This window comes from Streptomyces sp. NBC_00045 (assembly GCF_045041095.1).
In the GTDB taxonomy this organism is placed as follows: Bacteria; Actinomycetota; Actinomycetes; order Streptomycetales; family Streptomycetaceae; genus Streptomyces.
This window is the reverse complement of record NZ_CP108271.1, coordinates 6,148,824-6,170,599: the sequence shown is the minus strand read 5'-3', so window position 1 is coordinate 6,170,599 and position 21,776 is coordinate 6,148,824. Positions and strand designations below refer to the sequence as shown.

Genomic DNA, 21,776 nt, shown 5'->3' with positions numbered 1-21,776 from the left:
CCCGGCAGGGTGAAGCTACGTCAACCGGCCGGGCCGCCCCGGCCCGGCCAGTGACCAGCCAGGATGGAGATCGTTGGCTCGGACGGAGCCGGACCGCCCGGCCCGCGCGCCGGCCGGCCCCTCGCCGGTGCGTCCACCGCCCCCTTCCGCCTTGGAAGGGCCAGGGCCGAGGAGGCCGCCATGTCTCACGAGTCCGTGCCCGAGCACACCGGACAGACCGGACAGGCAGCAGACGACCGTGCACGCCAGGAGCCCGCGGCGGCCGCCCAGGACGGTGCACCGAAGGGCCTGCTCCAGCAGATGGAAGAGCTGATGGCGGCGCTGAACGCCGACTTGTCGCAGCTCGATGCCGACCTCCAGTCCTCCACGGACCGCGGCCCCCGGCACACCGCCGACCGCGGGCAGCCTTACTCCTGAGAGTGAGCGCCCGTCGTACCGGTCGTACTGACCGCAATGACCGTGCGGGTCCCGTCGCGCGCGGCGGGACCCCGGTCCCGTCCCTCCGGCCTGCCGTCAGGCCACGCCGGAGGCTGACCCCCGTTCGCGGACGGTCAGCCTGCGCAGGACCGCCCGGACCCGGTCGCTCGATTCGTCGACCGCGTCGATGGACTCCATGCACTGCCAGTACAGGCCTTCGTCATCGGTCGCACAGGCCACCCCGACCAGGGCTATGCCCACTTCACCGAGCAGCGCCTGCAGTCCGAGCAGAGCCTGGCGGACATCCGCCACCCCGGTCAGCTGCGCGGCTCTCGGCGGATAGTCGGGCGCTCTACCCTCTCCTCGCAGGGCCGCTCTGTCGAGCACCCCACAGCCCCTGCCCCCCGCTTCACCCAGTCCCCGTGCCTCCGATCTCAGCTCCGGCGGCCCGGTGACCGCCAACCAGCTCCCCATCCCCTGCGCGAGCGCCTGTGCCTGCCAGGCCTCGCCCACGATGTCCATCGCCGCCCCGCTCTGTGCCAGCGCGTGCCGGCCGGCCGCGATGAGCCGTACCGCATCCATATGCCGTCCCCCGTCCGCACGACATCCACCATCCTCACCACTACCCAGAGTGAGGGCAATGGGCCAGTAAAGCCAGGGGTATTCGGAAATCTATGGACACAAACATGGTTGCGGACGACGCCATCACTCCGAAGAGTGACATTGGGACGTCGGAGCCCCGGTCACCGGGAAGCGGAGCTCGTTCCTCTCGATCTTCGCGGCGAGCGCATCCAGCACATCCACCCCGAGAACCTCACAGAATTGCAGCAGATACGCCAGTACGTCGGCGACCTCATCGGCCACGCGGTGTGCGGTTTCCGGCTTCTCCATGACCTTCGCCGACTGTTCCGGCGTCAGCCACTGGAAGATTTCGACCAGTTCGGCCGCTTCCACGCTCAGCGCCACGGCCAGGTTCTTGGGCGTGTGGTAGGGCTCCCACCCGCGCGCGGCGGCGAACTCGGCCAGCCGCCGCTGAAGCCGGTACAGCCGCTCACGGCTCGCCGGGGAGGTCTCGGTGTCATGCGCATCGCTCATGCGTCAGGTCTACCACCGTGACCCCCGGGGTCACACGGGCGGCTGCAGCCGTCTCCCGGCCCACCGCCGCCGCCAGGCGGACGTGGCCCCGACCGCAGGACAGCAGGGCCAGCCGCAGCAGTTCGGCGCTCTGCCGGCCGTCCAGGCCGCGGTCGAAGCCGTCGGCGAGGACGGTCAGCGCCTGCCGGGCGGAGAGCAGTTCGGCGGCCGGGTCCATGGCCAGCACCCCGGGGCCGGTCAGCAGGACCAGCGCCAGCGCGAGGAAGCGGAGCTCCCCCGAGCCGAGCCGGCCCAGTTCGGTGGCGGGTGCGGCGGAGCCGCGGTCCAGCAGCGCCGTCACCGGGCCCTGTGCGGGAGCCCGTACGTCCAGCCCCTGCACCGGGCCCGCGCAGCCGGTCCGCGCCGCCGCGGCCAGCAGCGCGTGGCGGGTGCCGCACTCGTGACGGGTCCGGCGCAGGACGTCGGCCAGGTTGGCGCAGTCGCCCAGCAGCCGGCCCTCGCCCGGCGGGACGGGTGCGCGCATCCGGTCGGGGCGCGGGTCGCAGGGAAACACCGAGCGCAGCGCCACCACCACCTGCTCGGCGGCCGCCAGGACCTGCCGCTGCCCGGCCGTGGCGCCGGCCACGCGCAGCGGGAGCAGCGCGGTGCCGAGCCGGTCATCGGGGAGGGGGGCCCGGGTGACGCCGACGGCGCCGCCGGTCAGCCAGGAGGCCTGTACGGACTGCCGGCCGGGGTCGCGCAGGGCGGTGGCGAGCAGGATCTGACCGTCCGCCGAGAGCCGTTCGCCGACGATGCGGAGCGTGGGCTCGGCCTGTACCGCGAGGTCGAGGCGGACGGGCCCCGCGGGGCCGTCGACGGTGCAGCCGATGCGGAATCCGCGCCGCCCCTGCCCGTCGGGCAGCGCCCGGTCGGGGATCCGGCCCCGCGGATCGGGGAAGGCCTCCTCCAGGGTGGTTCCGGCCCCGAGCGCGGCCAGCGCCTCGTAGGCGGCCAGGACCTGGGACTTGCCGCTGCCGCTGGGCCCGGCGAAGAGGGTCACGGGTCCGATGCCGAAGACGGCGCCGCGATGCACCCCGAAGGCGGAAAGCCGCAACTCGCTCACGACGGGCCGGTACTGCACCCCGTTCCCGGCGGACGGCGCTGCGGGCGGTGGGGCGGGGGCGGCCGGGTCGGCGGGGGCGGCTAAGTCGAGGGGGGCGGGGGGCGTGGCCCCCGGCGGGTTCAGGGTGGCGTCCATGCGCCGGACGGTACGGGCCGCCGGACCCCCGGTGGGCCCGGCGAACCGTTCCGTCGAGGCGACCTTCCTACGATCGGGGGACGGCAGCGGCCGCGATCCCCTCGACCTCGGTCCCGACGGGCGCCAGCAGGAAGACGTTGCGGTCGACCCGGTGCATCCCGCTGCCCAGCCCGAAGACCACGCCGCTGCTGAAGTCGAGGATCCGCTTGGCCACTTCGGTGTCCGCGCCGGTGAGGTCGAGCAGCACCGGGATCTGTGCGATCAGGTACTCGGCCACCTCCCGGGCGTCGGCGAAGACCTGGACCCGGATCACGACGAAGCGCCGCTGTTCCGCCGCGGCTGCTCCCGGCGCGGTGGGGATCGTGCGGTGGTCCACCCGGGAGGGCCACTCGTTGCGACTGCGCAGGGGGACCACCTGCGCGAGCCCCTCCCACTGTTCGTCCGTGACGTCGTACCTGCTCACCGGGCCGCCTCGGCCGTGCGCTTCATGTGCATCCCCCCATCCTCTCGCGTTTCACCCGTTCAGCCCAACAACGACACGAGCGACACGGGGTACACCTACAGAAGCGAATGAGTTAGGTTAGGCATACCTAAGTCACTCGCCCAGGACGATGGAGATCCGCATGTGCATGTCCGGTGCTGCCCCCGCCACCCCGGCCACCGGCCGGCCCACCGACGCCGAGCGGGTCCGGTCCGTCCTGGCCGCCGCCCACTCCATGACCGTGGTCACCGACGGACTGAGCAGCGAGGTCCGCCACCTCGACGGGAGCGACCCGATGGGCCGCCTGCACCTGCACCCCGCCGAGCCGGGCGGCGACCGCGGGCACCGGCCCTCGATCCGGCTGGAGTTCACCGACGTCGCCCCCACCCCCGTACGGGACCGGGTGCGTGCCCGCGTCACGATCACGGGCCGCCTGCTCACGCCCTACACGGACGAAGGCGCCGACTCCACGTGCATGGAATTCGGCCGGGCCGTCCTGGAGACCGCGGAGGGCCGCTCGTACGTCGGCCTCGAAGAACTCGACGCGGCCCGCCCCGACCCGCTCGCCCCGTACGAGTCCGGCATGCTCACGCACCTCGTCGATGACCACGCCGAACTCGTCACCCTGCTCCTGCGCCTGGTCCGGCCGCTGCCCGCCGCGCCCGTCGTCCGCGTCCTGCCGCTCGCCATGGACCGGTACGGGATCACCCTGCGCCTGGAACAGCTGCGCGGCCACCGCGACGCACGGCTGCCCTTCCCCTCCCCGCTCGACGACGTCGAACAGTCCGGGGTGCAGATCCAGGCCCTGTTCAGTGCGGCCCGGCGGCGCTCGCACCGCAACAGCCTGCCCGCGTGAGAAGGGCGCCCCGTACGGAATAGGCGCGGGTGCGGCCCCGTTGGGGACGATCATGAAGGCAATCACGTACAACGCATACGGAACTCCCGCGAACCTCACGCTCGTTGACGTACCGCAGCCCAAGGTCGGGCCCGGCGAGGTGCTGGTCCGGGTCAAGGCCGCCGGCGTCAACCCGGTCGACTGGAAGATCGCCGCCGGATACGCCGACCCGCTCTTCGAAGTCCGCTACCCCGTCATACCCGGCTGGGACGTCGCCGGAGTCGTCGAGGCCGTCGGCCCCGACACCTTCGACCACGCCGTCGGCGACGAGGTCTACGGGTACGTCCGCAAGGAGTGGGTCGAGCTCGGCACCTACGCCGAACTGGTCAGCGCCCCCGTCCGGACGCTGGCCCGCAAGCCGCGCGAGCTGAGCTTCGAGCAGGCCGCCGGCCTCCCGCTGGCCGGCCTCACCGCGTACCAGTCCCTGACCCGCGTGGGCGTCAAGGCCGGCGAGAGCGTCGTCATCCACTCCGCGGCGGGCGGCACCGGCTCCTTCGGCGTGCAGATCGCCGTCGCGCTCGGCCTGCGCGTCATCGGCACGGCCGGCGCGCACAACCACGACTACCTGCGCTCGCTCGGCGCCGAGCCCGTCCTGTACGGGGAGGGGATGGCGGACCGGATCCGCGAGCTGGCCCCCGAGGGCGTCGACGCGGGCCTGGACTTCTTCGGGGACGGCGCCGTCGACGTCCTCCAGTCGCTCGTCAAGGAGCGCGGCCGGGTGGTCTCCATCGCCGACCACCAGGCCGCCGCCAAGGGTGCGCACCAGCTGTGGGTGCGCCCGGACACCGCCGACCTGACGTTCCTCGCCGAACTCGCCGACGCGGGCCGGCTCACGGTCAACGTGGAGCACGCGCTGCCGCTCGCCGAGGCCGCGAAGGCCTGGGAGCTCAGCGCGGCGGGCCGCACGCGCGGCAAGATCGTCCTGACGGTCTGAGAACGCGCGGGAGCCGCCGGAGTGCGGGACTCCGGCGGCCCGGCCGTGCAGTTACGAGGCAGCCTCCGCGTACCGGTTCGCCGGGCGCGGGAGGCCGTAGTTCTCGCGCAGCGTCGTACCGGTGTACTCGGTGCGGAACAGGCCGCGCCGCTGGAGGATCGGCACGACGTGATCGACGAAGGCGGTCAGACCGGTGGGCAGCACGGGCGCCATGATGTTGAATCCGTCGGCGGCGCCCTGCGTGAACCACTCCTCCAGCTGGTCCGCTATCTGCTCGGGCGTACCGGCGAAGACGCGGTGTCCGCGGCCGGCGCCGAGGCGGGCGATCAGCTCGCGCAGGGTGAGGCCGTCGCGGCGGGCCAGTTCGGCCACGAGCGTGAAGCGGCTCTTGTTGCCGTTGATGTCCCGCTCCTCGGGGAGCTCCGGCAGCGGGCCGTCGAGCGGGAAGCCGGTGAGGTCGACCCCGAGCATGCCGGAGAGCTGGGCGAGCCCGTACTCCGGCACCTGGAGGTCGGTGAGCTCCTGCTCCAGGGCCTTCGCCTCGGCCTCGGTGGAGCCGATGACGGGGGCGATGCCGGGCAGGACCAGCAGGTCGGACTCGGACCGGCCGTACTTCGCGAGGCGCGACTTGAGGTCCTTGTAGAAGGTCTGCCCGTCGGCGAGGGTCTGCTGGGCGGTGAAGACGGCCTCAGCGTACTGGGCGGCGAACTCCTTGCCGTCCTCGGAGGAGCCGGCCTGCACGAGGAGCGGGTGGCCCTGCGGGGAGCGGGGCACGTTGAGCGGGCCGGCCACGCCGAAGTACTCGCCGCGGTGGGCGGCGGGGTGGAGCTTGTCGGTGTCGGCGTAGATGCCGCGCTCCTTGTCGAGGACGATCGCGTCGTCCTCCCAGCTGTCCCAGAGCTTGGTGGCGACGTCGAGGAACTCGCGGGCGCGGTCGTACCGCAGGCCGTGCTCCAGGTGCTCGTCCTGGCCGAAGTTGCGGGCCTCGTCGACGGTGCCGGAGGTGACGATGTTCCAGCCGGCGCGCCCGTTGCTGATGTGGTCGAGGGAGGCGAACTTTCGGGCGAGGTGGAACGGCTCGTTGAAGGTGGTGGAGACGGTGGCGATGAGCCCGATGTGCTCGGTCACGGCGGCGATGGCGGAGAGCAGGGTGAGCGGCTCGAACCCGCCGAGGGCGTTGTAGCGGGCCTTGCCCCAGAGGGCGAGCCCGTCGGCGAAGAAGACGGAGTCGAGCCGCCCCCGCTCGGCGGTGCGGGCCAGCTCCTGGAAGTACCGCAGATCGGTGACCCGCTCGGGGCTGCTTCCTGGATGGCGCCAGGCGGCGTCGTGGTGGCCCGCGTTCATGAGGAAGGCGTTGAGGTGGAGGGTCCGGGATGCGGTCATGGTGGTGTTCCTCGGCTCGGAGGGAATCGCGGAGAAGAAGGGCGGCGGGACGTCAGGCGGGGACGCGCCACACGCTGAGGCGGCGTTCGATCGTGACCAACAGCTGGTTGAAGGCCACGCCGATGGCGGAGATGGTGACGATGCCCGCGTACATCTGCGGGATCGCGAAGTTGAACTGCGAGGCATTGATCAGATAGCCGAGGCCCGCCTTGGCGCCGATCATCTCGGCGGCGACCAGGACCAGGATCGAGACGGCGCCGGCCAGCCGGATGCCGGTGAAGATGGCCGGCACGGACGAGGGCAGGATCACCTTCTGGAAGAGCCTCGGCGTGGACAGGTTCATGGACCGGGCGAGTTTGACCAGGGTCGGATCGGCGTTGCCGACGGCGCTGATCGTGTTCAGCAGGATCGGCCAGACGCAGGCGTAGACGACGATGGAGACCTTCGAGGTCTCCCCGATGCCGAGCAGCAGCACGAACACCGGTAGCAGCGCGAGGGCCGCCGTGTTGCGGAACACCTCCAGCAGCGGGCCGAGCAGCGCCGCGACGGGGCGGTACCAGCCGATGAGCAGGCCGAGCGGGACGGCGACGACGACGGCGATGCCGAAGCCGCCGAAGGAGCGGACGAGGCTGGCGCGGGCGTGCTCGCCGAGTTGGCCGTCCAGCAGCAGCCCCCACCAGGCCTGGGCGACCTCGCTGACCGGCGGGAGGAACGTGGCGTCGACGAGGCCGAGCCGGGGCGCGGTCTCCCAGAGGGCGAGGAGGGCGAGGAGCGCGGCGGACCGCAGCACCCCGGCCCGCAGCCACCGCCCGAAGGCCGCGCCCCTGGCCGGGCGGACGCCGGCGGACCCCGGCTCCGCCCCCGGGGCCGCGGCAGGTCCCCGTACGGACCCGGCGGAGCCCGCCGCCCGGGCGGGACCGTCGCCGACGGCACCGGGTGCGGGCTCCGCGGTGGCGGGGGCGGTGGCCGTGGCCGACGCGCGGGCCCCGTCGGCCCGGGCGGTGGCGGCGTCGGCCCGGGCATCGGCCCGGGCGGTGGCGGCCCGGGCGGTCGCGGCGTCGGCCTGCGCAGGCGCGGCGTCGGCCCGGGCGGTCGCGGCGTCGGCCCGGGCGGTCGCGGCGTCGGCCTGGGCGTCGGCGGCGTCCGCCCGGACCGTGGTGGTGTCGGTGGTCATACCGGGGTCTCCTCCTTCTCCAACTGCTGGGCACGCGCCACCTCGTCGTGGAGGAGCGTCCAGATCTCATGGCGGTGGCGGGCGAACTCAGGGCTGGAGCGCAGGTCCTCGCCCTGGACGCCGGCGCCGGCTCCGACGCCCGCGCTCCGGGCGCCCAGGGAGACCGGGACGACCTCCTTGACCCGGCCCGGGCGGGAGGTGATCACGGCCACCCGCTGCCCGAGGTACACGGCCTCCTCGATGCCGTGCGTGATGAACACGACGGTCTTGCCGGTCCGCTGCCAGATCCGGCGCAGCTCGTCCTGGAGCGACTCCCGGGTCTGGGCGTCGAGGGCGGCGAACGGCTCGTCCATCAGCAGGACGTCCGGGTCGTACGCCAGCGAGCGGGCGATCGCGACCCGCTGCCGCATGCCGCCGGACAGTTCGTGCGGGTGGCGGTCCTCGAAGCCGGAGAGGCCCACGAGGTCCAGGAACTCCCGTGCCCGGTCGGCTCGTTCGCGCCGGGGTACGCCCGTCGCCTCCAGCCCGAACTCGACGTTGCCGAGCGCGGACCGCCACGGCAGCAGCGCGTACTGCTGGAAGACGATGCCGCGGTCCAGGCCGGGGCCGGTGACCGGTTCGCCGTCGAGCAGGATCCGGCCGGACGTGGGTCGGGTGAGGCCGCCGAGCAGGTCCAGGAGAGTGGACTTGCCGCAGCCGCTGGGGCCGACGACGACCAGGAACTCGCCCGCTTCGATCTCCAGGTCGATGCCGTCGAGTGCGGTGAACTCCTCGTTCCTGTCCTTCGTCGGGAAGGTCTTCGTCACGGAGTCGAACACGATCTTCGCCATGGCAGCCGCTCAGCCCTTTCCGTATCCGTTGAACTCGTTGGTGTAGAGGTCGCCGGGTTTCAGCTGCCCCTTCTTGATCTCGCCGCGTCCGCCGAGCCAGTCGAGCCAGAGCTGGAACTCCTTGTCGGCGATCCGGCCGCCGGGCTCGGCGACCCCGTACGAGCGCCAGTACTGGAGGGTCGAGGTGTCCTCGTTGCGGCCGCGCTTCTTGATGACCTCCGTCATCCGGGCGACGACCTCCTCGCGCGGGGTGGTGCGGGACCACTCGATGGCCTTGGCCACGCCGGTGGTGAAGGTCCGTACGGTGTCGGGGTTCTCCTTGATGAAGCGCCGGGTCATCACGTACGAGCCGGCGCTGAACGAACCCAGCAGCTCGAAGTCCTTGAACAGCGGGCGTATCCCGCCGGTCGCCAGGGCCTTGTCGCGCAGTACGCCGCTGAGCACGCCGACCTCGATCTGCTTCTGCCGCAGGGCCTGCTCCGTGTTGACCGGCGGGACCACGAGGGATTCGACCTTGCCCGCGTCCGCCTTGGAGAGGCCGCCCCGCTCCAGGTAGATGTCGAGCAGGGCCTGGGCGTGGGCTCCCAGGGTGTTCATGCCTACCTTCTTGCCGATCAGGTCGCGGGCGGAGCGGATCGGGCTGTCGTCCAGGACGTAGTAACCGAGGTAGGTGTCCTTGTCGGAGCCGTAGTAGGAGACGACGGCCTGGATCTGAGCCTTGCTCGCGGCCAGTTTGACGATCGCGCCGTTGAAGGCTCCGCCGAAGTGGGTCTGGCCGGTGGCCGCGGACTGGATGTCCTGCGGGCCGCTGATGGTGTTGCCGACCCAGTCGAGGGTGAGGTTCCCGAGGTATCCGAGGTCGGCGGCCAGTTCGGGAAGCGTGACCGTGCCGACCGCACCCTGGTACTTGAGGGTCGTGACCTGCTTGCCGGGACCGCCGGAGCCACCGCTGGCGGTGGCCGTGCCGCAGCTCACCGCGGCCGCCGAGATGCCGAGCAGGGTGAGGAACTGGCGTCGGGAGGTGGGGGTGGGGGCGAATGCTGCGGGCATGGGGTTCCTTGTCCGGGATGCGGTGGTGGGGTGGGGACGTGGTTAGGGGGCCGTGGCGGCGAGCGCGGAGGAGGGAGCGGACGCCGAGGTGGCTGAGATGGCCGGGGCCGTCGCGTTCAGGGCGGCGGCGAACTCGTCGACGGCCTGGAAGAGGTCCAGCTCCGCCTCGGGCCTCAGCCGGTCGGGGCCGGCCCCGCGCTCCACGGAGGAGTCCAGGACGAACCGCCCGGCCGTGACGTGCCGCGCTCCGAGGGCGGCGAGCACCGGGCGCAGGGCGTAGTCGAGGGTCAGGACGTGGGCGAGGCTGCCGCCGGTGGCGATCGGCAGAACCGTTTTCCCGGCCAGGCCGTCCTGCGGGAGCAGATCGAGGAAGGCCTTGAGCAGCCCGGTGTACGAGGCCTTGTAGACCGGGGTCGCGACGATGATCCCGTCGGCCTCGGCGACGGCTTCGAGGGCCCGACGGAGCTCCGGCTCGCCGCGGCGCGCGGAGAGGAGATCGGCGGCGGGGAGCTCCCGCACGGCGAGGTGGGCGGTGTCGAAGCCGGCGTGGGCGAGGCGGCGCAGCACATGGTCGGCGACGACGGCGGTACGGGAGTGCGGGGAGGGGCTGCCGGAGAGGGCGAGCAGGGTGGGCACGAGGACTCCTTGGACGTCGTACGGGTCGGTCGGGAAGGTCCGGGTCAGGCGGTGGCCGAGGCGCCGGACGGGATGCCGAAGGACGGGTCGGGGACCGTCTCCGGGCTGATCAGGCGGGACGGGGCCCCGTCCGGGCCGACGGGCACGTCGCCGTCCACCGTCACGCGGCGCAGGGTCCGCTCGTGCTCGTCGGAGTCGTCGACGCCGTAGTGCTGGGTGGCCCGGTTGTCCCAGATCGCGACGTCACCGGCCCGCCACTGCCAGCGCACGGTGTTCTCGGGGCTCTCGATGTGCGCCTGGAAGAGGTCGAGGAGGGTGCGGGAGTCCCGGCCGGTGAGGCCCTTGATCCGCTGGACGAAGTTGCCGAGGAGCAGGGCGCGTTCGCCGGTCTCGGGGTGGACGCGGACGACGGGGTGCTCGGTGAGGAACTCGGTGGAGGTGAACACCTCGCGGTACTGGGCCAGGGCCTCGGGGAGGGCGTCGGGCCTCAGGCCGGCGTAGTCGTACGCGTTGGAGTGCAGGGCGCGCAGGCTGTCGGCGAGGGCGCGCAGCGGGGCGGGGAGGTGGGCGTAGGCGGTGACGGTGTTGGCCCAGAGGGTGTTGCCGCCGTACGGGGGGACGGTGACGGCGCGGAGGATGGAGAAGGCGGGGTAGGCGGGGACGAAGGTGACGTCGGTGTGCCACTGGTTGGCGCGGGCGCCGTGGTGGGAGTCGATGCCGAGGGCGTAGCGGCCGTCGGCGGAAGGCACGGTGGGGTGGGCGACGGGGGTTCCGAGCAGGCGGGCGAAGGCTTCGTGTCCGGCCTCGTCGAGGTGGTCCTGGCCGCGGAAGAAGACGACCTTGTGGGCGAGGAGTGCGGCCCGGACCTCCCCGACGACCTCCTCGGAAACCTCACCCCCGAGCTGCACACCCCCGATCTCGGCGCCGATCCGCCCACCGATCCGGATGACGGTGGTCTGCTGGGTACGAGTTGCGGTGGTCATGGAAACTCCCTCGGATTGGCTGGAACAGCGGATGAACGGCCGGCAGGGGGGCGGGTCGGAAGCGGTGGGTCGGCCCGGGCCGCTCGGCCGTGGACCGTGAGCCCGGACCGAGCGGGCCGCAGCGAACGCGCCGGGGACCGGACGGGCCGGAGACGGCCGTGCGGAGGGGACGGGCCGAAGGCCCGGTGGGCCGGGCCGGTCCACGCCGGAGGCCGATGGGGCATGGCCGGCCGGGCCGGTGGCCGGTCGGCGAGAGGGCGGAGGGGCGGCTGGGAGCCGGTCAGTCGCGGGCCGGGTGACCCGAGACCCGTTCGGCGGCAAGCCGAAGGGTCATCGGGTCCTGCCCGGGGCGGCGGCGCTCAGGCGCGGCGCGGGGCCGGACAGCGGCCCGGACACGAACCCGGCGCGGTACAGGAGCCGGGGGTGTGGAGCCGCGGGGCGAGGAGCTCGAACGCGGACATGGCTCGGAGCCTGTCAGCGGCCCCGGCACGGGTCAAGCCCCGCCCGGCACGCCGGAAGAGGCCCCGCCCGGAGCCCCGGTCCAGCCCGCCGCAACTAGCCTGACCTGCTACTTCGCCCGCCCCGACAGGTGCTGCCCGATGCCCCCGAACGGCCGAAAGCCGTGGCTGGATTTCATACCCCTGCAACGCGACCGCCACGCGTCCGCCGACGCGCACCCGCAGACACGGCCGTCCATCGCCTCCCGCCACCGGGTCAGGGGGTGGACAGGGGTGGCAGCCCGACCGGTACACGTGCGCGACGCGGAAGGGCTGGCGGGGCACCCTCCGGAACCGGGGCCCGCGCTCAGGCGCGCCATGCGCTCTTTGCGCTCTTTCGTGAGGGCTCCCGTCTCACATGAGAGGGGGAGATCACATCCGGTGGTTATAGTCGTTCACAAGGTGACCCCCCTAGCATTCGAGCCATGACGGTCCTGCCTGATGACGGGCTCTCCTTGGCCGCCGAGTTCCCTGACGCGACGCATGAGCAGTGGCAGCGCCTGGTAGAGGGCGTTCTACGCAAGTCCGGCAAGGACGTATCCGGCGAAGCCGCAGAAGACGCGTTGTCCACGAAGCTCCAGGACGGGCTCACCACCCGCCCGCTGTACACCGCGCCCGAAACGCCCGACGAAACCGGGTTTCCCGGGTTCGCTCCGTTCGTACGAGGGGGCAGCCCCGCCGGCGGTGCCACCGCCGGCTGGGACGTGCGTCAGCGACACCTCGGCAGTGACCCCGAGCGGGTGAACGAAGCCGTACTGACGGACCTTGAGAACGGGGTCACCTCCCTCTGGCTGTCCCTGGGCGGCCCCGGCGGGCTCCCGCTCGACGCGCTCCCCCGCGCACTCGACGGCGTCTACCTCGACCTGGCGCCGGTGTCCCTGGACGCCGGCGCCGCGTACGCCGACGCCGCCCACGCCCTGCTGCGCCTGTACGCCGAGCGCCAGGTGGCCCCGGATGCCGCGCGTGCGAGCCTCGGCGCCGACCCGCTGGGGCACGAGGCCCGTACGGGTGAAGTCCTGGACCTGGCCGACGCCGTCGGGCTCGCCCGGGAGGCGGCCGCGCACTGGCCCGGTGTCCGCGCCCTCGTCGTCGACGCGCTGCCCTACCACGAGGCGGGCGGTTCGGCCGCCGAAGAGCTCGGACTGTCGCTGGCCACGGGTGTCGCCTACCTCCGCGCACTCACCGAAGCGGACGGCAACGGCGACGGTGACGGTGACGGCGGCCTCGGCGTCGAAGCCGCCCTCGGCCAGCTGGAGTTCCGCTACGCCGCGACCGCCGACCAGTTCCTCACCATCGCGAAGTTCCGTGCCGCGCGCCGCCTGTGGGCCCGGATCGCGGAGGCCTGCGGGGCCCCGGACGCGGGCTCCCAGCGCCAGCACGCCGTCACCTCGCCGGTGATGATGACCCGCCGCGACCCGTGGGTGAACATGCTGCGCACCACCATCGCCTCCATGGCGGCGGGCGTCGGCGGGGCCGACTCGGTCACCGTGCTCCCGTTCGACCACGAGTTGGGTCTGCCGGACGCCTTCGCGCGCCGGATCGCCCGCAACACCTCCACCATCCTGCTGGAGGAATCGCACCTGGCCCGCGTGATCGACCCGGCCGGCGGCTCGTACTACGTCGAGCGGCTCACCGACGAACTCGCGCACGCATCCTGGGAGTTCTTCCAGACGATCGAGAAGGCCGGCGGTCTCGCCGCTGCCCTGCGCTCGGGGCTGGTCGCCGAGCGCCTCGCGGCGACCTGGGCCGAGCGCTCCAAGCAGCTCGCCAAGCGCCGCGAACCCATCACGGGCGTCAGCGAGTTCCCGCTGCTGTCCGAGAAGCCCCTCGACCGCGAGCCCGCCCCGGCGGGCCCCTCCGGCGGGCTGCCCCGCGTACGGCGCGACGAGGCGTACGAGGCGCTGCGCGCCCGCAGCGACGCGCACCTGGCCTCGACCGGGAGCCGTCCGCGGATCTTCCTCGCCGCGCTCGGCCCGGCGGCGGCGCACACCGCGCGCGCCACGTTCACCGCGAACCTGTTCCAGGCGGGCGGCGTCGAGCCGGTCCACGACCCGGTGTCGGTGGATCCGGCGACGGCCGCCGAGGCCTACGCCGCGAGCGGCGCGGACGGCATGGCCGTGCTGTGCTCCAGCGACGCGCTGTACGAAGAGCAGGCCGAGGCGGTGGCCGCGGCCCTGCGCGCGGCCGGTGCGACGACGGTGTTCCTCGCGGGCAAGCCCGGCACGGCGGCGGGCGCCGTGGACGAGTACGTCTTCGCCGGCTGCGATGCGGTCGCCGTGCTGTCCTCCGTTCTCGACCGGATGGGAGTGTCCTCGTGAGCGGCACCGCAATCCCCGATTTCTCCGCCCTCGCCCTCGGCGGCGGTGCCACCGCGGCCGGGTCCGAGGACCAGTGGCGGGCGGCGGTGAAGGAGTCCACCGGGACCGCCGCCGGCGACCTGCTGTGGGAGACCCCCGAGGGCATCGGCGTGAAGCCGCTGTACACGGGCCGCGACCTGGAGGGCCTCGACTTCCTGCGGACCTACCCGGGCGTGGCCCCGTACCTGCGCGGCCCGTACCCGACGATGTACGTCAACCAGCCCTGGACGATCCGCCAGTACGCGGGATTCTCCACGGCCGAGGAGTCGAACGCCTTCTACCGGCGCAACCTCGCGGCCGGCCAGAAGGGCCTGTCGATCGCCTTCGACCTGCCCACGCACCGCGGGTACGACAGCGACCACCCGCGCGTCACGGGCGACGTCGGCATGGCGGGCGTGGCGATCGACTCGATCTACGACATGCGCCAGCTCTTCGACGGCATCCCGCTGGACAAGATGACGGTGTCGATGACGATGAACGGCGCGGTGCTGCCGGTCCTCGCCCTCTACATCGTGGCGGCGGAGGAGCAGGGCGTCTCCCCCGACAAGCTCGCCGGGACCATCCAGAACGACATCCTCAAAGAGTTCATGGTCCGCAACACCTACATCTACCCGCCGAAGCCCTCGATGCGGATCATCTCGGACATCTTCTCGTTCACCTCGCAGAAGATGCCGCGGTACAACTCCATCTCGATCTCCGGCTACCACATCCAGGAGGCCGGGGCCACGGCCGACCTGGAGCTCGCGTACACCCTCGCCGACGGCGTGGAGTACCTGCGTGCCGGCCAGGACGTCGGCCTGAACGTGGACGCGTTCGCGCCGCGCCTGTCGTTCTTCTGGGCCATCGGCATGAACTTCTTCATGGAGGTGGCGAAGCTGCGCGCCGCCCGGCTGCTGTGGGCGCGGCTCGTCAAGCAGTTCGATCCGCAGAACGCCAAGTCGCTGTCGCTGCGCACCCATTCGCAGACCTCCGGCTGGTCGCTGACCGCGCAGGACGTCTTCAACAACGTGACGCGCACGTGCATCGAGGCGATGGCGGCGACGCAGGGGCACACCCAGTCCCTGCACACCAACGCCCTCGACGAGGCGCTCGCGCTGCCGACGGACTTCTCGGCGCGCATCGCCCGCAACACCCAGCTGCTGCTCCAGCAGGAGTCGGGGACCTGCCGGTCGATCGACCCGTGGGGCGGCAGCGCGTACGTCGAGAAGCTGACGTACGACCTGGCGCGCCGGGCCTGGCAGCACATCCAGGAGGTCGAGGCGGCCGGCGGCATGGCGCAGGCCATCGACGCCGGCATCCCGAAGCTGCGCGTGGAGGAGGCCGCCGCCCGTACGCAGGCGCGCATCGACTCGGGGCGCCAGCCGGTGATCGGCGTGAACAAGTACCGGGTGGAGAACGACGAGCAGATCGACGTGCTCAAGGTCGACAACTCCTCGGTGCGCACCCAGCAGATCGAGAAGCTGCGGCGGTTGCGCGAGGAGCGCGACGAGGCGCTCACGCAGGACGCGCTGCGGGCGCTGACGCACGCGGCGGAGCGCGGCGCGGGCCAGGGCCTGGAGGGCAACCTCCTCGCGCTGGCGGTGGACGCGGCGCGGGCCAAGGCGACCGTGGGTGAGATCTCGGACGCACTGGAGAAGGTGTACGGGCGGCACGCGAGCCAGATCCGTACGATCTCGGGTGTGTACCGCACCGAAGCAGGGGAGTCCCCGAACGTGGAGCGCACCCGTGCGCTGGTCGACCGGTTCGAGGAGGCGGAGGGCCGCCGTCCGCGTGTCCTGGTCGCCAAGATGGGCCAGGACGGCCATGACCGCGGCCAGAAGGTGATCGCGACCGCGTTCGCCGACCTGGGCTTCGACGTGGACGTCGGCCCGCTGTTCCAGACCCCGGCGGAGGTGGCCCGCCAGGCCGTCGAGGCGGACGTCCACGTGGTGGGCGTGTCGTCGCTGGCGGCCGGCCACCTGACCCTCGTACCGGCGCTGCGCGAGCAGTTGGCGGAGGAGGGGCGCGAGGACATCATGATCGTGGTGGGCGGGGTGATCCCGCCGGCCGACGTGCCGACGCTGCTGGAGATGGGCGCTGCGGCGGTGTTCCCGCCCGGCACGGTGATCCCGGACGCGGCCCACGACCTGGTGACGCGGCTGGCCGCGGACCTGGGCCACGAGCTGTAGGCGCGGCCGATGCCTCCGAAGATCGACATCGAGGCCTACGCGAAGGGGGTCCTCGACGGGAAGCGCGCGTTCATCGCGCGTGCGATCACCCTCGTCGAGTCCACCCTGCCCGCTCACCGGGCGCTCGCGCAGGGGTTGTTGACGGAGCTGCTGCCACACGCGGGGCGGGCCCGGCGGATCGGGATCAGCGGGGTGCCGGGCGTGGGGAAGTCCACGTTCATCGACGCGTTCGGCACGATGTTGACGGGGCTGGGCCACCGGGTCGCGGTCCTGGCCGTGGACCCGTCCTCGACGCGTACGGGCGGCTCGATCCTCGGTGACAAGACGCGGATGGAACGCCTGGCGGTCGACCCTTCTGCGTTCGTCCGCCCGTCCCCCTCGGCGGGGACGCTGGGCGGGGTCGCCAAGGCCACCCGGGAGTCGATGATCGTCATGGAGGCGGCGGGCTACGACGTGGTCCTCGTCGAGACGGTCGGCGTGGGCCAGTCGGAGACGACGGTGGCCGGCATGGTCGACTCGTTCCTGCTGCTCTCGCTGGCCCGTACGGGGGATCAGCTGCAGGGAATCAAGAAGGGCGTCCTGGAGCTGGCGGACGTCCTCGCGGTGAACAAGGCGGACGGCCCGCACGAGCGCGACGCGAAGGCGGCGGCGCGGGAGCTGTCGGGGGCGCTGCGGCTGATGCACCCCGCCGACGCGGCGTGGACCCCGCCCGTACTCACGTGCAGTGCGCGGGAGTCGGCGGGCCTGGACGAGGTGTGGAACCGCCTCGAACAGCACCGCACGCTGCTGGACGCGGGCGGCCGGCTGGCCTCGAAGCGTGCCGAGCAGCAGGTGGAGTGGACCTGGTCGATGGTCCGCGAGGAGCTCCTGGAGCGCCTCCGTGCCGACCCGTCGGTCCGCGACCTGGCCCCGTCCTTGGAGGCGGCGGTCCGCGCGGGCGCCGTCACCCCCACGTCCGCGGCGGACCGCATCCTGTCGGCGTTCGCCAACTGACCTCGCGCGTACGGCCGCACCCCCGGTGGGGGTGCGGCCGTACGCGTACCCGCCCCGGCGTGCGGGGCAGCGGGTCAGGCTTCGATCAGGGCCGCGTCCCGGGTGCCCAGGGCGCGGGCCAGGACGCGGGTCTGCTCCGCCGGGTCCGTGGCGGCCAGCAGGGCCGAGAGGACCGCGATGCGGGCCTGGCCGGCGCGCAGGGTGCCCGTCGGGACGGCGCCCGCGGCGACCAGGTCCACGGCGCCGCCCTGCGTGTAGATCTCGGTGACCGGGCCGGCCGGCACGCGCGTGGTCAGCGCCACCAGCACGCCCCGCGCGACGGCGGCCTTCACCGCGTCCACGATCTCCGGCGTCGCGTTGCCGGCCCCGGTGCCGATCAGGACGATGCCCCGGGCCCCGGCGGCGACCGCCGCGTTCAGGAGCACCGGGTCGCCGTCGGCGTGGTGCATCACCATGTCCACGCGCGGCGGCAGTTCCGGCATCGCGGGCAGCGGCAGCGGCTCGGGGCGCTGCGGGGTGCGCAGCATGGCGACCTTGCCGAAGCCGATCTTCCCGAGCAGTTCCTCGGAGGGGTCGGCGAACGCGTCCAGCGCCACCGCCTGGGTCTTCACCGTGCCGCGGGCGGCGTGCACCCGTCCCGCGAAGGCGATGAGCACGCCGAGCCCGCGCGTGTTCGCCGCGGTGAGCAGGGCGTCGTAGAGGTTGCCCGGGCCGTCCCCGTCCGCGGTGCCCATCGGGCGCTGCGAGCCGGTGAAGACGACGGTGCGCGGGTCGTGGTGGTGGAGGTCGACGAGGAAGGCCGATTCCTCCAGGGTGTCGGTGCCGTGCGTGACGACGACGCCGTCCACGTCCGGGTCGGCGAGCACCTCGTGCACGGTGCGCAGCAGGGTGAGCTGGTGGGCGGTGGTGAGCCGGGGGCTGTTCACGCTGAACAGGTCCACCACCTCGACGGTGATGTCCTCGGGCAGCGGCGCGGTGGCCATGACCTCGCTGCCGTCGGCGTCGGCCGCGAAGCCGGAGCCCTGCCAGCGGCTGGCTATCGTGCCGCCGGTGCTGATGACGACGATCCGTCCCATGGTCACCCCTTCTCACGTACGGGCGATACCTCGTACAGACGTTCATATGCGCAGTAAAGAGCAATGATAGTGAGATCTACGCGCAATGGGATTGCCAGTTTCGGCCCAGCCGTTCACATCCACTCAATGATAATTGCGCCATGGATGCCATTGACCGTGAAATCTTGCGCGAGCTACAGGCCGACGGCCGCCTCAGCAACCAGGAGCTGGCCCAGCGTGTCGGCTTGACACCCTCCCCCTGCATGCGGCGGGTGCGCCAACTCGAACAGGACGGGGTGATCCAGGGCTACCGCGCGGTCATCGCCCCGGAGGCGGTCGGCCGCGGCTTCGAGGTGCTGGTATCCGTCGAGGTGCGCCGCGACCGCGCCGCCGTCGAGGCCTTCGAGGCGGCCCTCCAGGACATCCCCGACGTCATCGAGGCGTACCGGCTGTTCGGCAGCCCCGGCTGCCTGCTGCGGATCGCCGTCGCGGACCTGCGCGCGTACGAACGCCTGTGGATCGAGAAGCTGACCGCGCTGTCCGGGGTCACCGAGGTCAACTCGCAGATCATCATGAAGCGGATCAAGGAACCCACGGGCCTGCCCGTCTGAGCCGGGGGCCGGGGCCGGGGGCCGGGGGCGAGGGCGGAGGCCGGGGGCCGGGGGCCGACGCGTCAGCGGGGCGCGACCAGCGGGCGCAGCGGCGTACCGCGCAGTCGCTCCACGACGGGTCCCCCGCGCCGGGCCAACAGGGTCAGCGGCCAGGCGATCCCGGCGCCGACCAGGACGCCGAGCACGACGTCGTGGGGGTAGTGGGCGCCCACCCACACCCGGGAGAACGCCATCAGCAGCGCCGCCGGAACCGCGAGCGCGCCGATGCGCCGGTCGGTGAGCCACAGGGCCGCGGCCGCCGCGGCCGCGATGGCGGCGTGGTTGCTGGGGAAGGACCAGTCGCCCGGCGGCGGGCAGGCCTCCAGGGTGAGGGCGTGCAGGGTCCGACAGGGCCTCTGCTCCCGGATCAGCGACTTGAGCAGGGTGTCCACGAGGAAGGCCGCCACCACGACGGCGGGCGCGGCCAGCGCCATGGCCGTCCGCCCCGGCCGGCCCGGGCGGGCCCGCCACCAGGCCACCGCCATGAGCAGCCCGAAGAGCCCGAGACCGTACGTGGACCAGCCCGACACCAGCGCGTCCAGCCAGTCCGGGGCCCGCCCGGCGAGAGCGGTGATCCGGGTGTAGAGGGGGCCGTCGACGGACGGTCCGTCCAGGGCGATCACGGCCGGGAGGCCGGAGGGGGCCATCATGTGCTGCTCCCATAATGTGAGTGGGCGGGGCGACCCGATCGACTACAGTTCTGTAGACGGTCTACATACTGTAGACGACGACTTGCGGAGGATCGTTCCCATGGGTGACACGAACGCCGAGCGGCGCCCTTCCGGCGAGCTGGAGGCGAGCGTGCTGGCAGCCCTGTGGGCGGCCGACGGTCCGCTGACCCCCGGACAGGTGCAGGAGGCGCTGGGCACCTCGCTCGCCCGGACGACCGTGACGACGATCCTGTCCCGCCTGCACGAGAAGGGCACCGTCTCCCGCACCAGGTCCGGCCGCGGCTACGCCTACCTCCCGACCGAGGACGCGTCCGGTCTGACCGCACGGCGCATGCACTCGGAACTGGAACGCAACGAGGACCGCGGCGCCGTCCTGTCGCGCTTCGTCTCGCAGCTCAGCGACGAGGACGAGCGGATCCTGCGCTCCCTCCTCGAAGGCGACGGCCAGTGATCGCCATGGTGTGGCTGCCGCTGCTCGTGCCGTTCCTGGCCGGACCGGCGGGCCGGCGCCTCGTCTCCTGCCTGCCCCCGCGGCAGGCCGCCTGGCTGCTGGCCGTCACGGCCGCGGGCCTCGCCGCGGGCAGCACCGCGGCACTCGCGCTGCTCGTCGTACCCGGCGCCACCCACCTGCCCGCCGTCGCCGCCCTCGGCCGGCTCCTCACCCCGCTCTCGGCGGGCGCGCCCGACACGGTCGTGGCGGTCGCGATCACGGCCCTGGCCCTGGCCCTACTGGTGCTCTGCGCCTGCCTGTTCGTACGGAACCTGCACCGCCGGTGGACCCAACTGGGGTGGGCGAGGCGGCTCGCGGCCCGCGCCGACGGTGAACTCCTCGTCCTGGCGGACGAGCTCCCCGACGCGTACGCGCTGCCCGGCCGTCCGGGCCGGATCGTGGTGACCGCCGGCATGCTCCGCGCCCTGACGGCCGCCGAACGCGAGGCGCTGCTCGCGCACGAGCGCGCCCATCTGCGGGGCCGCCACCACCTGTTCGCCGCGGTGATAGAGCTCTCCTCGCTGTGCCACCCCGCGCTCGGCGCGCTGCGCGAGCCGCTCGCGTACGCACTGGAGCGCTGCGCCGACGAGGACGCCGCGCGCGCCGTCGGGGACCGGCGGCTGACGGCCCGGGCGATCGGCAAGGCGGCACTGGCGGCCCGGGGCGCCGAGCGGCGACCGGGCCTGGCCCTGGCGGCGACGGCGGGACCGGTCCCGCGGCGCGTGGCGGCCCTGCTCGAACCGCGGACCCGAACGGCCCGGGCCCTGCCCAAGACCGGCATCGCCATCGTGGCGATGCTGCTGGCCTGCCCGACCCTGTCGGCCGCGTCGGCCCTGGAGGCCGCGAGCGACCTGCACACGAGCATCGAGGTCGCCCAGGGCGAACTCCGCTCCCCCTGACCCCACTCCACGTCGCGGGTGCGTTCTGCGCGCAAGCCCCGTGCCACGGCCCCGTTCCGGCGGGCGACGGTCCGCTCAAGGCGTCCGGTCCGGCATGACGGCGCGGCCGGCGACCCGGAACGCTCCCGGGCCGCCGCCCTGCGGACATGCAGGACTCCGGGCCGTTGGCCGAGCTCACCCCCGTGAAGCTCGACCGGCCCCGGACAACCGCCGCCGCCGACTGCAACACTACAGTGGCGATGACGCATTGATAACGTACACCAAAGTGGTGAGCCAGCGTCAACTACAGTGTTGCCGGAGCCGGCCCTATGGGCTTCGAGACACACCGTGGTGGGCAAAGACTCGGCATCACTCAAAGGAGGTCGTGTACGTGGAGCATGACCAGTCACCCACCTTCGCCCAGCTCTTGGACCACCTCTTCCGGGAGGTACACCCGCCGTCCCGGGGGCCGTACACCTATGCGGAAGTCGCCGAAGGCATCCGGAAGGTGTCGTCCGGAGAGGGGCGCGGGGTGACGGCGAGCGCGATCCAGCAACTACGAACCGGCGTCAAACAGAACCCGACACGGCACACCATCAAGGCCCTTGCCGACTTCTTCGGCGTGCCGGCGGGCTACTTCGTCGACGGAGCGGCCGCCGAGCGCACCAAAGCGGAGATCGGACTCCTCACCGCCATGCGCGACCAGGACGTCCGCAAGGTCGCCCTGCGCGCCAACGGTCTGAGCGTGGACAGCCTGAAGATGCTCTCCACGGTGATCGAACAGGCCCGGAAACTCGAAGGCCTCACCCACGACGAGTCCCCCCACGACCTGAACCTCGACGACTGAGGTCCGGACGGGTCGCGATCCCCCACCGCCGTGCACGTACTTCCCGTGGACCAGC

Annotated in this window: 22 protein-coding genes; 10 read left to right on the top strand and 12 right to left on the bottom strand. The window is 72.8% G+C overall.

What is annotated here, in order from left to right:
• The first annotated feature begins 180 nt into the window (after window positions 1-180).
• The gene (locus tag OHA65_RS28820; RefSeq protein WP_327286033.1) at window positions 181-417 is read left to right on the top strand and encodes a hypothetical protein; all 237 of its coding nucleotides are present in this window, start codon (window positions 181-183) and stop codon (window positions 415-417) included.
• A 96-nt stretch (window positions 418-513) separates the two neighbouring features.
• Here the strand turns inward: OHA65_RS28820 and OHA65_RS28815 are convergent, their stop codons facing one another.
• The 4 genes from OHA65_RS28815 to OHA65_RS28800 form a co-directional block, all read right to left on the bottom strand.
• Window positions 514-999 carry a DUF6099 family protein gene (locus OHA65_RS28815; protein ID WP_327279095.1) on the bottom strand — a complete coding sequence of 162 codons (486 nt, stop codon included), beginning with the start codon at window positions 997-999 and terminating at the stop codon, window positions 514-516.
• A 123-nt stretch (window positions 1,000-1,122) separates the two neighbouring features.
• Window positions 1,123-1,512: a nucleotide pyrophosphohydrolase gene (locus OHA65_RS28810; RefSeq protein ID WP_327279094.1), complete on the bottom strand. Its 390-nt coding sequence runs from the start codon at window positions 1,510-1,512 to the stop codon at window positions 1,123-1,125.
• Window positions 1,496-2,749 (bottom strand): ATP-binding protein, encoded by a 1,254-nt coding sequence (locus tag OHA65_RS28805; RefSeq protein ID WP_327279093.1) that lies wholly within the window; start codon window positions 2,747-2,749, stop codon window positions 1,496-1,498. Before OHA65_RS28805 ends, OHA65_RS28810 begins: the two co-directional genes overlap by 17 nt.
• A 67-nt stretch (window positions 2,750-2,816) precedes the next feature.
• Window positions 2,817-3,212, bottom strand: coding sequence for a cell division protein SepF (locus tag OHA65_RS28800; protein WP_327279092.1), 396 nt, complete (start codon window positions 3,210-3,212; stop codon window positions 2,817-2,819).
• A 160-nt stretch (window positions 3,213-3,372) separates the two neighbouring features.
• On the opposite strand from OHA65_RS28800, the gene OHA65_RS28795 reads away from it, so the two are divergent.
• Together OHA65_RS28795 and OHA65_RS28790 are read left to right on the top strand one after the other, a co-directional pair.
• Window positions 3,373-4,086, top strand: coding sequence for a DUF2470 domain-containing protein (locus tag OHA65_RS28795; RefSeq protein WP_327279091.1), 714 nt, complete (start codon window positions 3,373-3,375; stop codon window positions 4,084-4,086).
• 52 nt (window positions 4,087-4,138) lie between these two features.
• Window positions 4,139-5,059 (top strand): NADP-dependent oxidoreductase, encoded by a 921-nt coding sequence (locus OHA65_RS28790; protein WP_327279090.1) that lies wholly within the window; start codon window positions 4,139-4,141, stop codon window positions 5,057-5,059.
• 51 nt (window positions 5,060-5,110) lie between these two features.
• Here the strand turns inward: OHA65_RS28790 and OHA65_RS28785 are convergent, their stop codons facing one another.
• From OHA65_RS28785 to OHA65_RS28760, 6 genes are read right to left on the bottom strand one after another with little or no spacing between them, the layout of a single operon-like run.
• Complete coding sequence (locus OHA65_RS28785) at window positions 5,111-6,442, bottom strand: LLM class flavin-dependent oxidoreductase (RefSeq protein ID WP_327279089.1); 1,332 nt, start codon at window positions 6,440-6,442, stop codon at window positions 5,111-5,113.
• A gap of 52 nt (window positions 6,443-6,494) precedes the next feature.
• Entirely contained in the window at window positions 6,495-7,616 is a 1,122-nt protein-coding gene (locus tag OHA65_RS28780) for an ABC transporter permease (protein WP_405762682.1), read from the bottom strand.
• Entirely contained in the window at window positions 7,613-8,446 is an 834-nt protein-coding gene (locus tag OHA65_RS28775) for an ABC transporter ATP-binding protein (RefSeq protein ID WP_327279088.1), read from the bottom strand. Before OHA65_RS28775 ends, OHA65_RS28780 begins: the two co-directional genes overlap by 4 nt.
• A 9-nt stretch (window positions 8,447-8,455) precedes the next feature.
• Complete coding sequence (locus tag OHA65_RS28770) at window positions 8,456-9,496, bottom strand: ABC transporter substrate-binding protein (protein ID WP_327279087.1); 1,041 nt, start codon at window positions 9,494-9,496, stop codon at window positions 8,456-8,458.
• A gap of 42 nt (window positions 9,497-9,538) precedes the next feature.
• On the bottom strand, window positions 9,539-10,132 hold the full coding sequence (gene ssuE, locus OHA65_RS28765) for an NADPH-dependent FMN reductase (RefSeq protein ID WP_329314834.1): 594 nt from the start codon (window positions 10,130-10,132) through the stop codon (window positions 9,539-9,541).
• Window positions 10,133-10,176: 44 nt separating this feature from the next.
• Window positions 10,177-11,115, bottom strand: a complete 939-nt coding sequence (locus OHA65_RS28760; RefSeq protein ID WP_327279085.1) for a TauD/TfdA family dioxygenase — start codon at window positions 11,113-11,115, stop codon at window positions 10,177-10,179.
• Between the two features lie 922 nt (window positions 11,116-12,037).
• On the opposite strand from OHA65_RS28760, the gene OHA65_RS28755 reads away from it, so the two are divergent.
• Genes OHA65_RS28755 through meaB form a run of 3 tightly spaced genes read left to right on the top strand, consistent with a single transcriptional unit; the run spans window position 12,038 to window position 17,130 of the window.
• Entirely contained in the window at window positions 12,038-13,930 is a 1,893-nt protein-coding gene (locus OHA65_RS28755; RefSeq protein ID WP_405762680.1) for a methylmalonyl-CoA mutase family protein, read from the top strand.
• A complete protein-coding gene (scpA, locus tag OHA65_RS28750) occupies window positions 13,927-16,137 on the top strand; it encodes a methylmalonyl-CoA mutase (RefSeq protein WP_327279083.1) in 2,211 nt (736 codons plus the stop codon). The genes OHA65_RS28755 and scpA overlap by 4 nt, the downstream gene beginning before the upstream one ends.
• 9 nt (window positions 16,138-16,146) lie before the next feature.
• Complete coding sequence (gene meaB, locus OHA65_RS28745) at window positions 16,147-17,130, top strand: methylmalonyl Co-A mutase-associated GTPase MeaB (protein WP_327279082.1); 984 nt, start codon at window positions 16,147-16,149, stop codon at window positions 17,128-17,130.
• A 74-nt stretch (window positions 17,131-17,204) separates the two neighbouring features.
• Here meaB and OHA65_RS28740 read toward each other — a convergent pair whose 3' ends face one another.
• Window positions 17,205-18,206: an asparaginase gene (locus OHA65_RS28740; RefSeq protein ID WP_328764084.1), complete on the bottom strand. Its 1,002-nt coding sequence runs from the start codon at window positions 18,204-18,206 to the stop codon at window positions 17,205-17,207.
• A 140-nt stretch (window positions 18,207-18,346) separates the two neighbouring features.
• Between OHA65_RS28740 and OHA65_RS28735 the strand changes: the two genes are divergently transcribed.
• The gene (locus OHA65_RS28735; RefSeq protein ID WP_030154387.1) at window positions 18,347-18,796 is read left to right on the top strand and encodes an Lrp/AsnC family transcriptional regulator; all 450 of its coding nucleotides are present in this window, start codon (window positions 18,347-18,349) and stop codon (window positions 18,794-18,796) included.
• A 62-nt stretch (window positions 18,797-18,858) separates the two neighbouring features.
• Here the strand turns inward: OHA65_RS28735 and OHA65_RS28730 are convergent, their stop codons facing one another.
• Window positions 18,859-19,485, bottom strand: coding sequence for a phosphatase PAP2 family protein (locus OHA65_RS28730; protein ID WP_327279080.1), 627 nt, complete (start codon window positions 19,483-19,485; stop codon window positions 18,859-18,861).
• 100 nt (window positions 19,486-19,585) lie between these two features.
• Between OHA65_RS28730 and OHA65_RS28725 the strand changes: the two genes are divergently transcribed.
• From OHA65_RS28725 to OHA65_RS28715, 3 genes are all read left to right on the top strand, one after another.
• Window positions 19,586-19,957, top strand: a complete 372-nt coding sequence (locus OHA65_RS28725; RefSeq protein WP_327279079.1) for a BlaI/MecI/CopY family transcriptional regulator — start codon at window positions 19,586-19,588, stop codon at window positions 19,955-19,957.
• Between the two features lie 5 nt (window positions 19,958-19,962).
• Window positions 19,963-20,895 carry a M56 family metallopeptidase gene (locus OHA65_RS28720; RefSeq protein WP_328765253.1) on the top strand — a complete coding sequence of 311 codons (933 nt, stop codon included), beginning with the start codon at window positions 19,963-19,965 and terminating at the stop codon, window positions 20,893-20,895.
• 370 nt (window positions 20,896-21,265) lie between these two features.
• Window positions 21,266-21,721, top strand: coding sequence for a helix-turn-helix transcriptional regulator (locus OHA65_RS28715; protein ID WP_327279078.1), 456 nt, complete (start codon window positions 21,266-21,268; stop codon window positions 21,719-21,721).
• Window positions 21,722-21,776 lie beyond the last annotated feature (55 nt).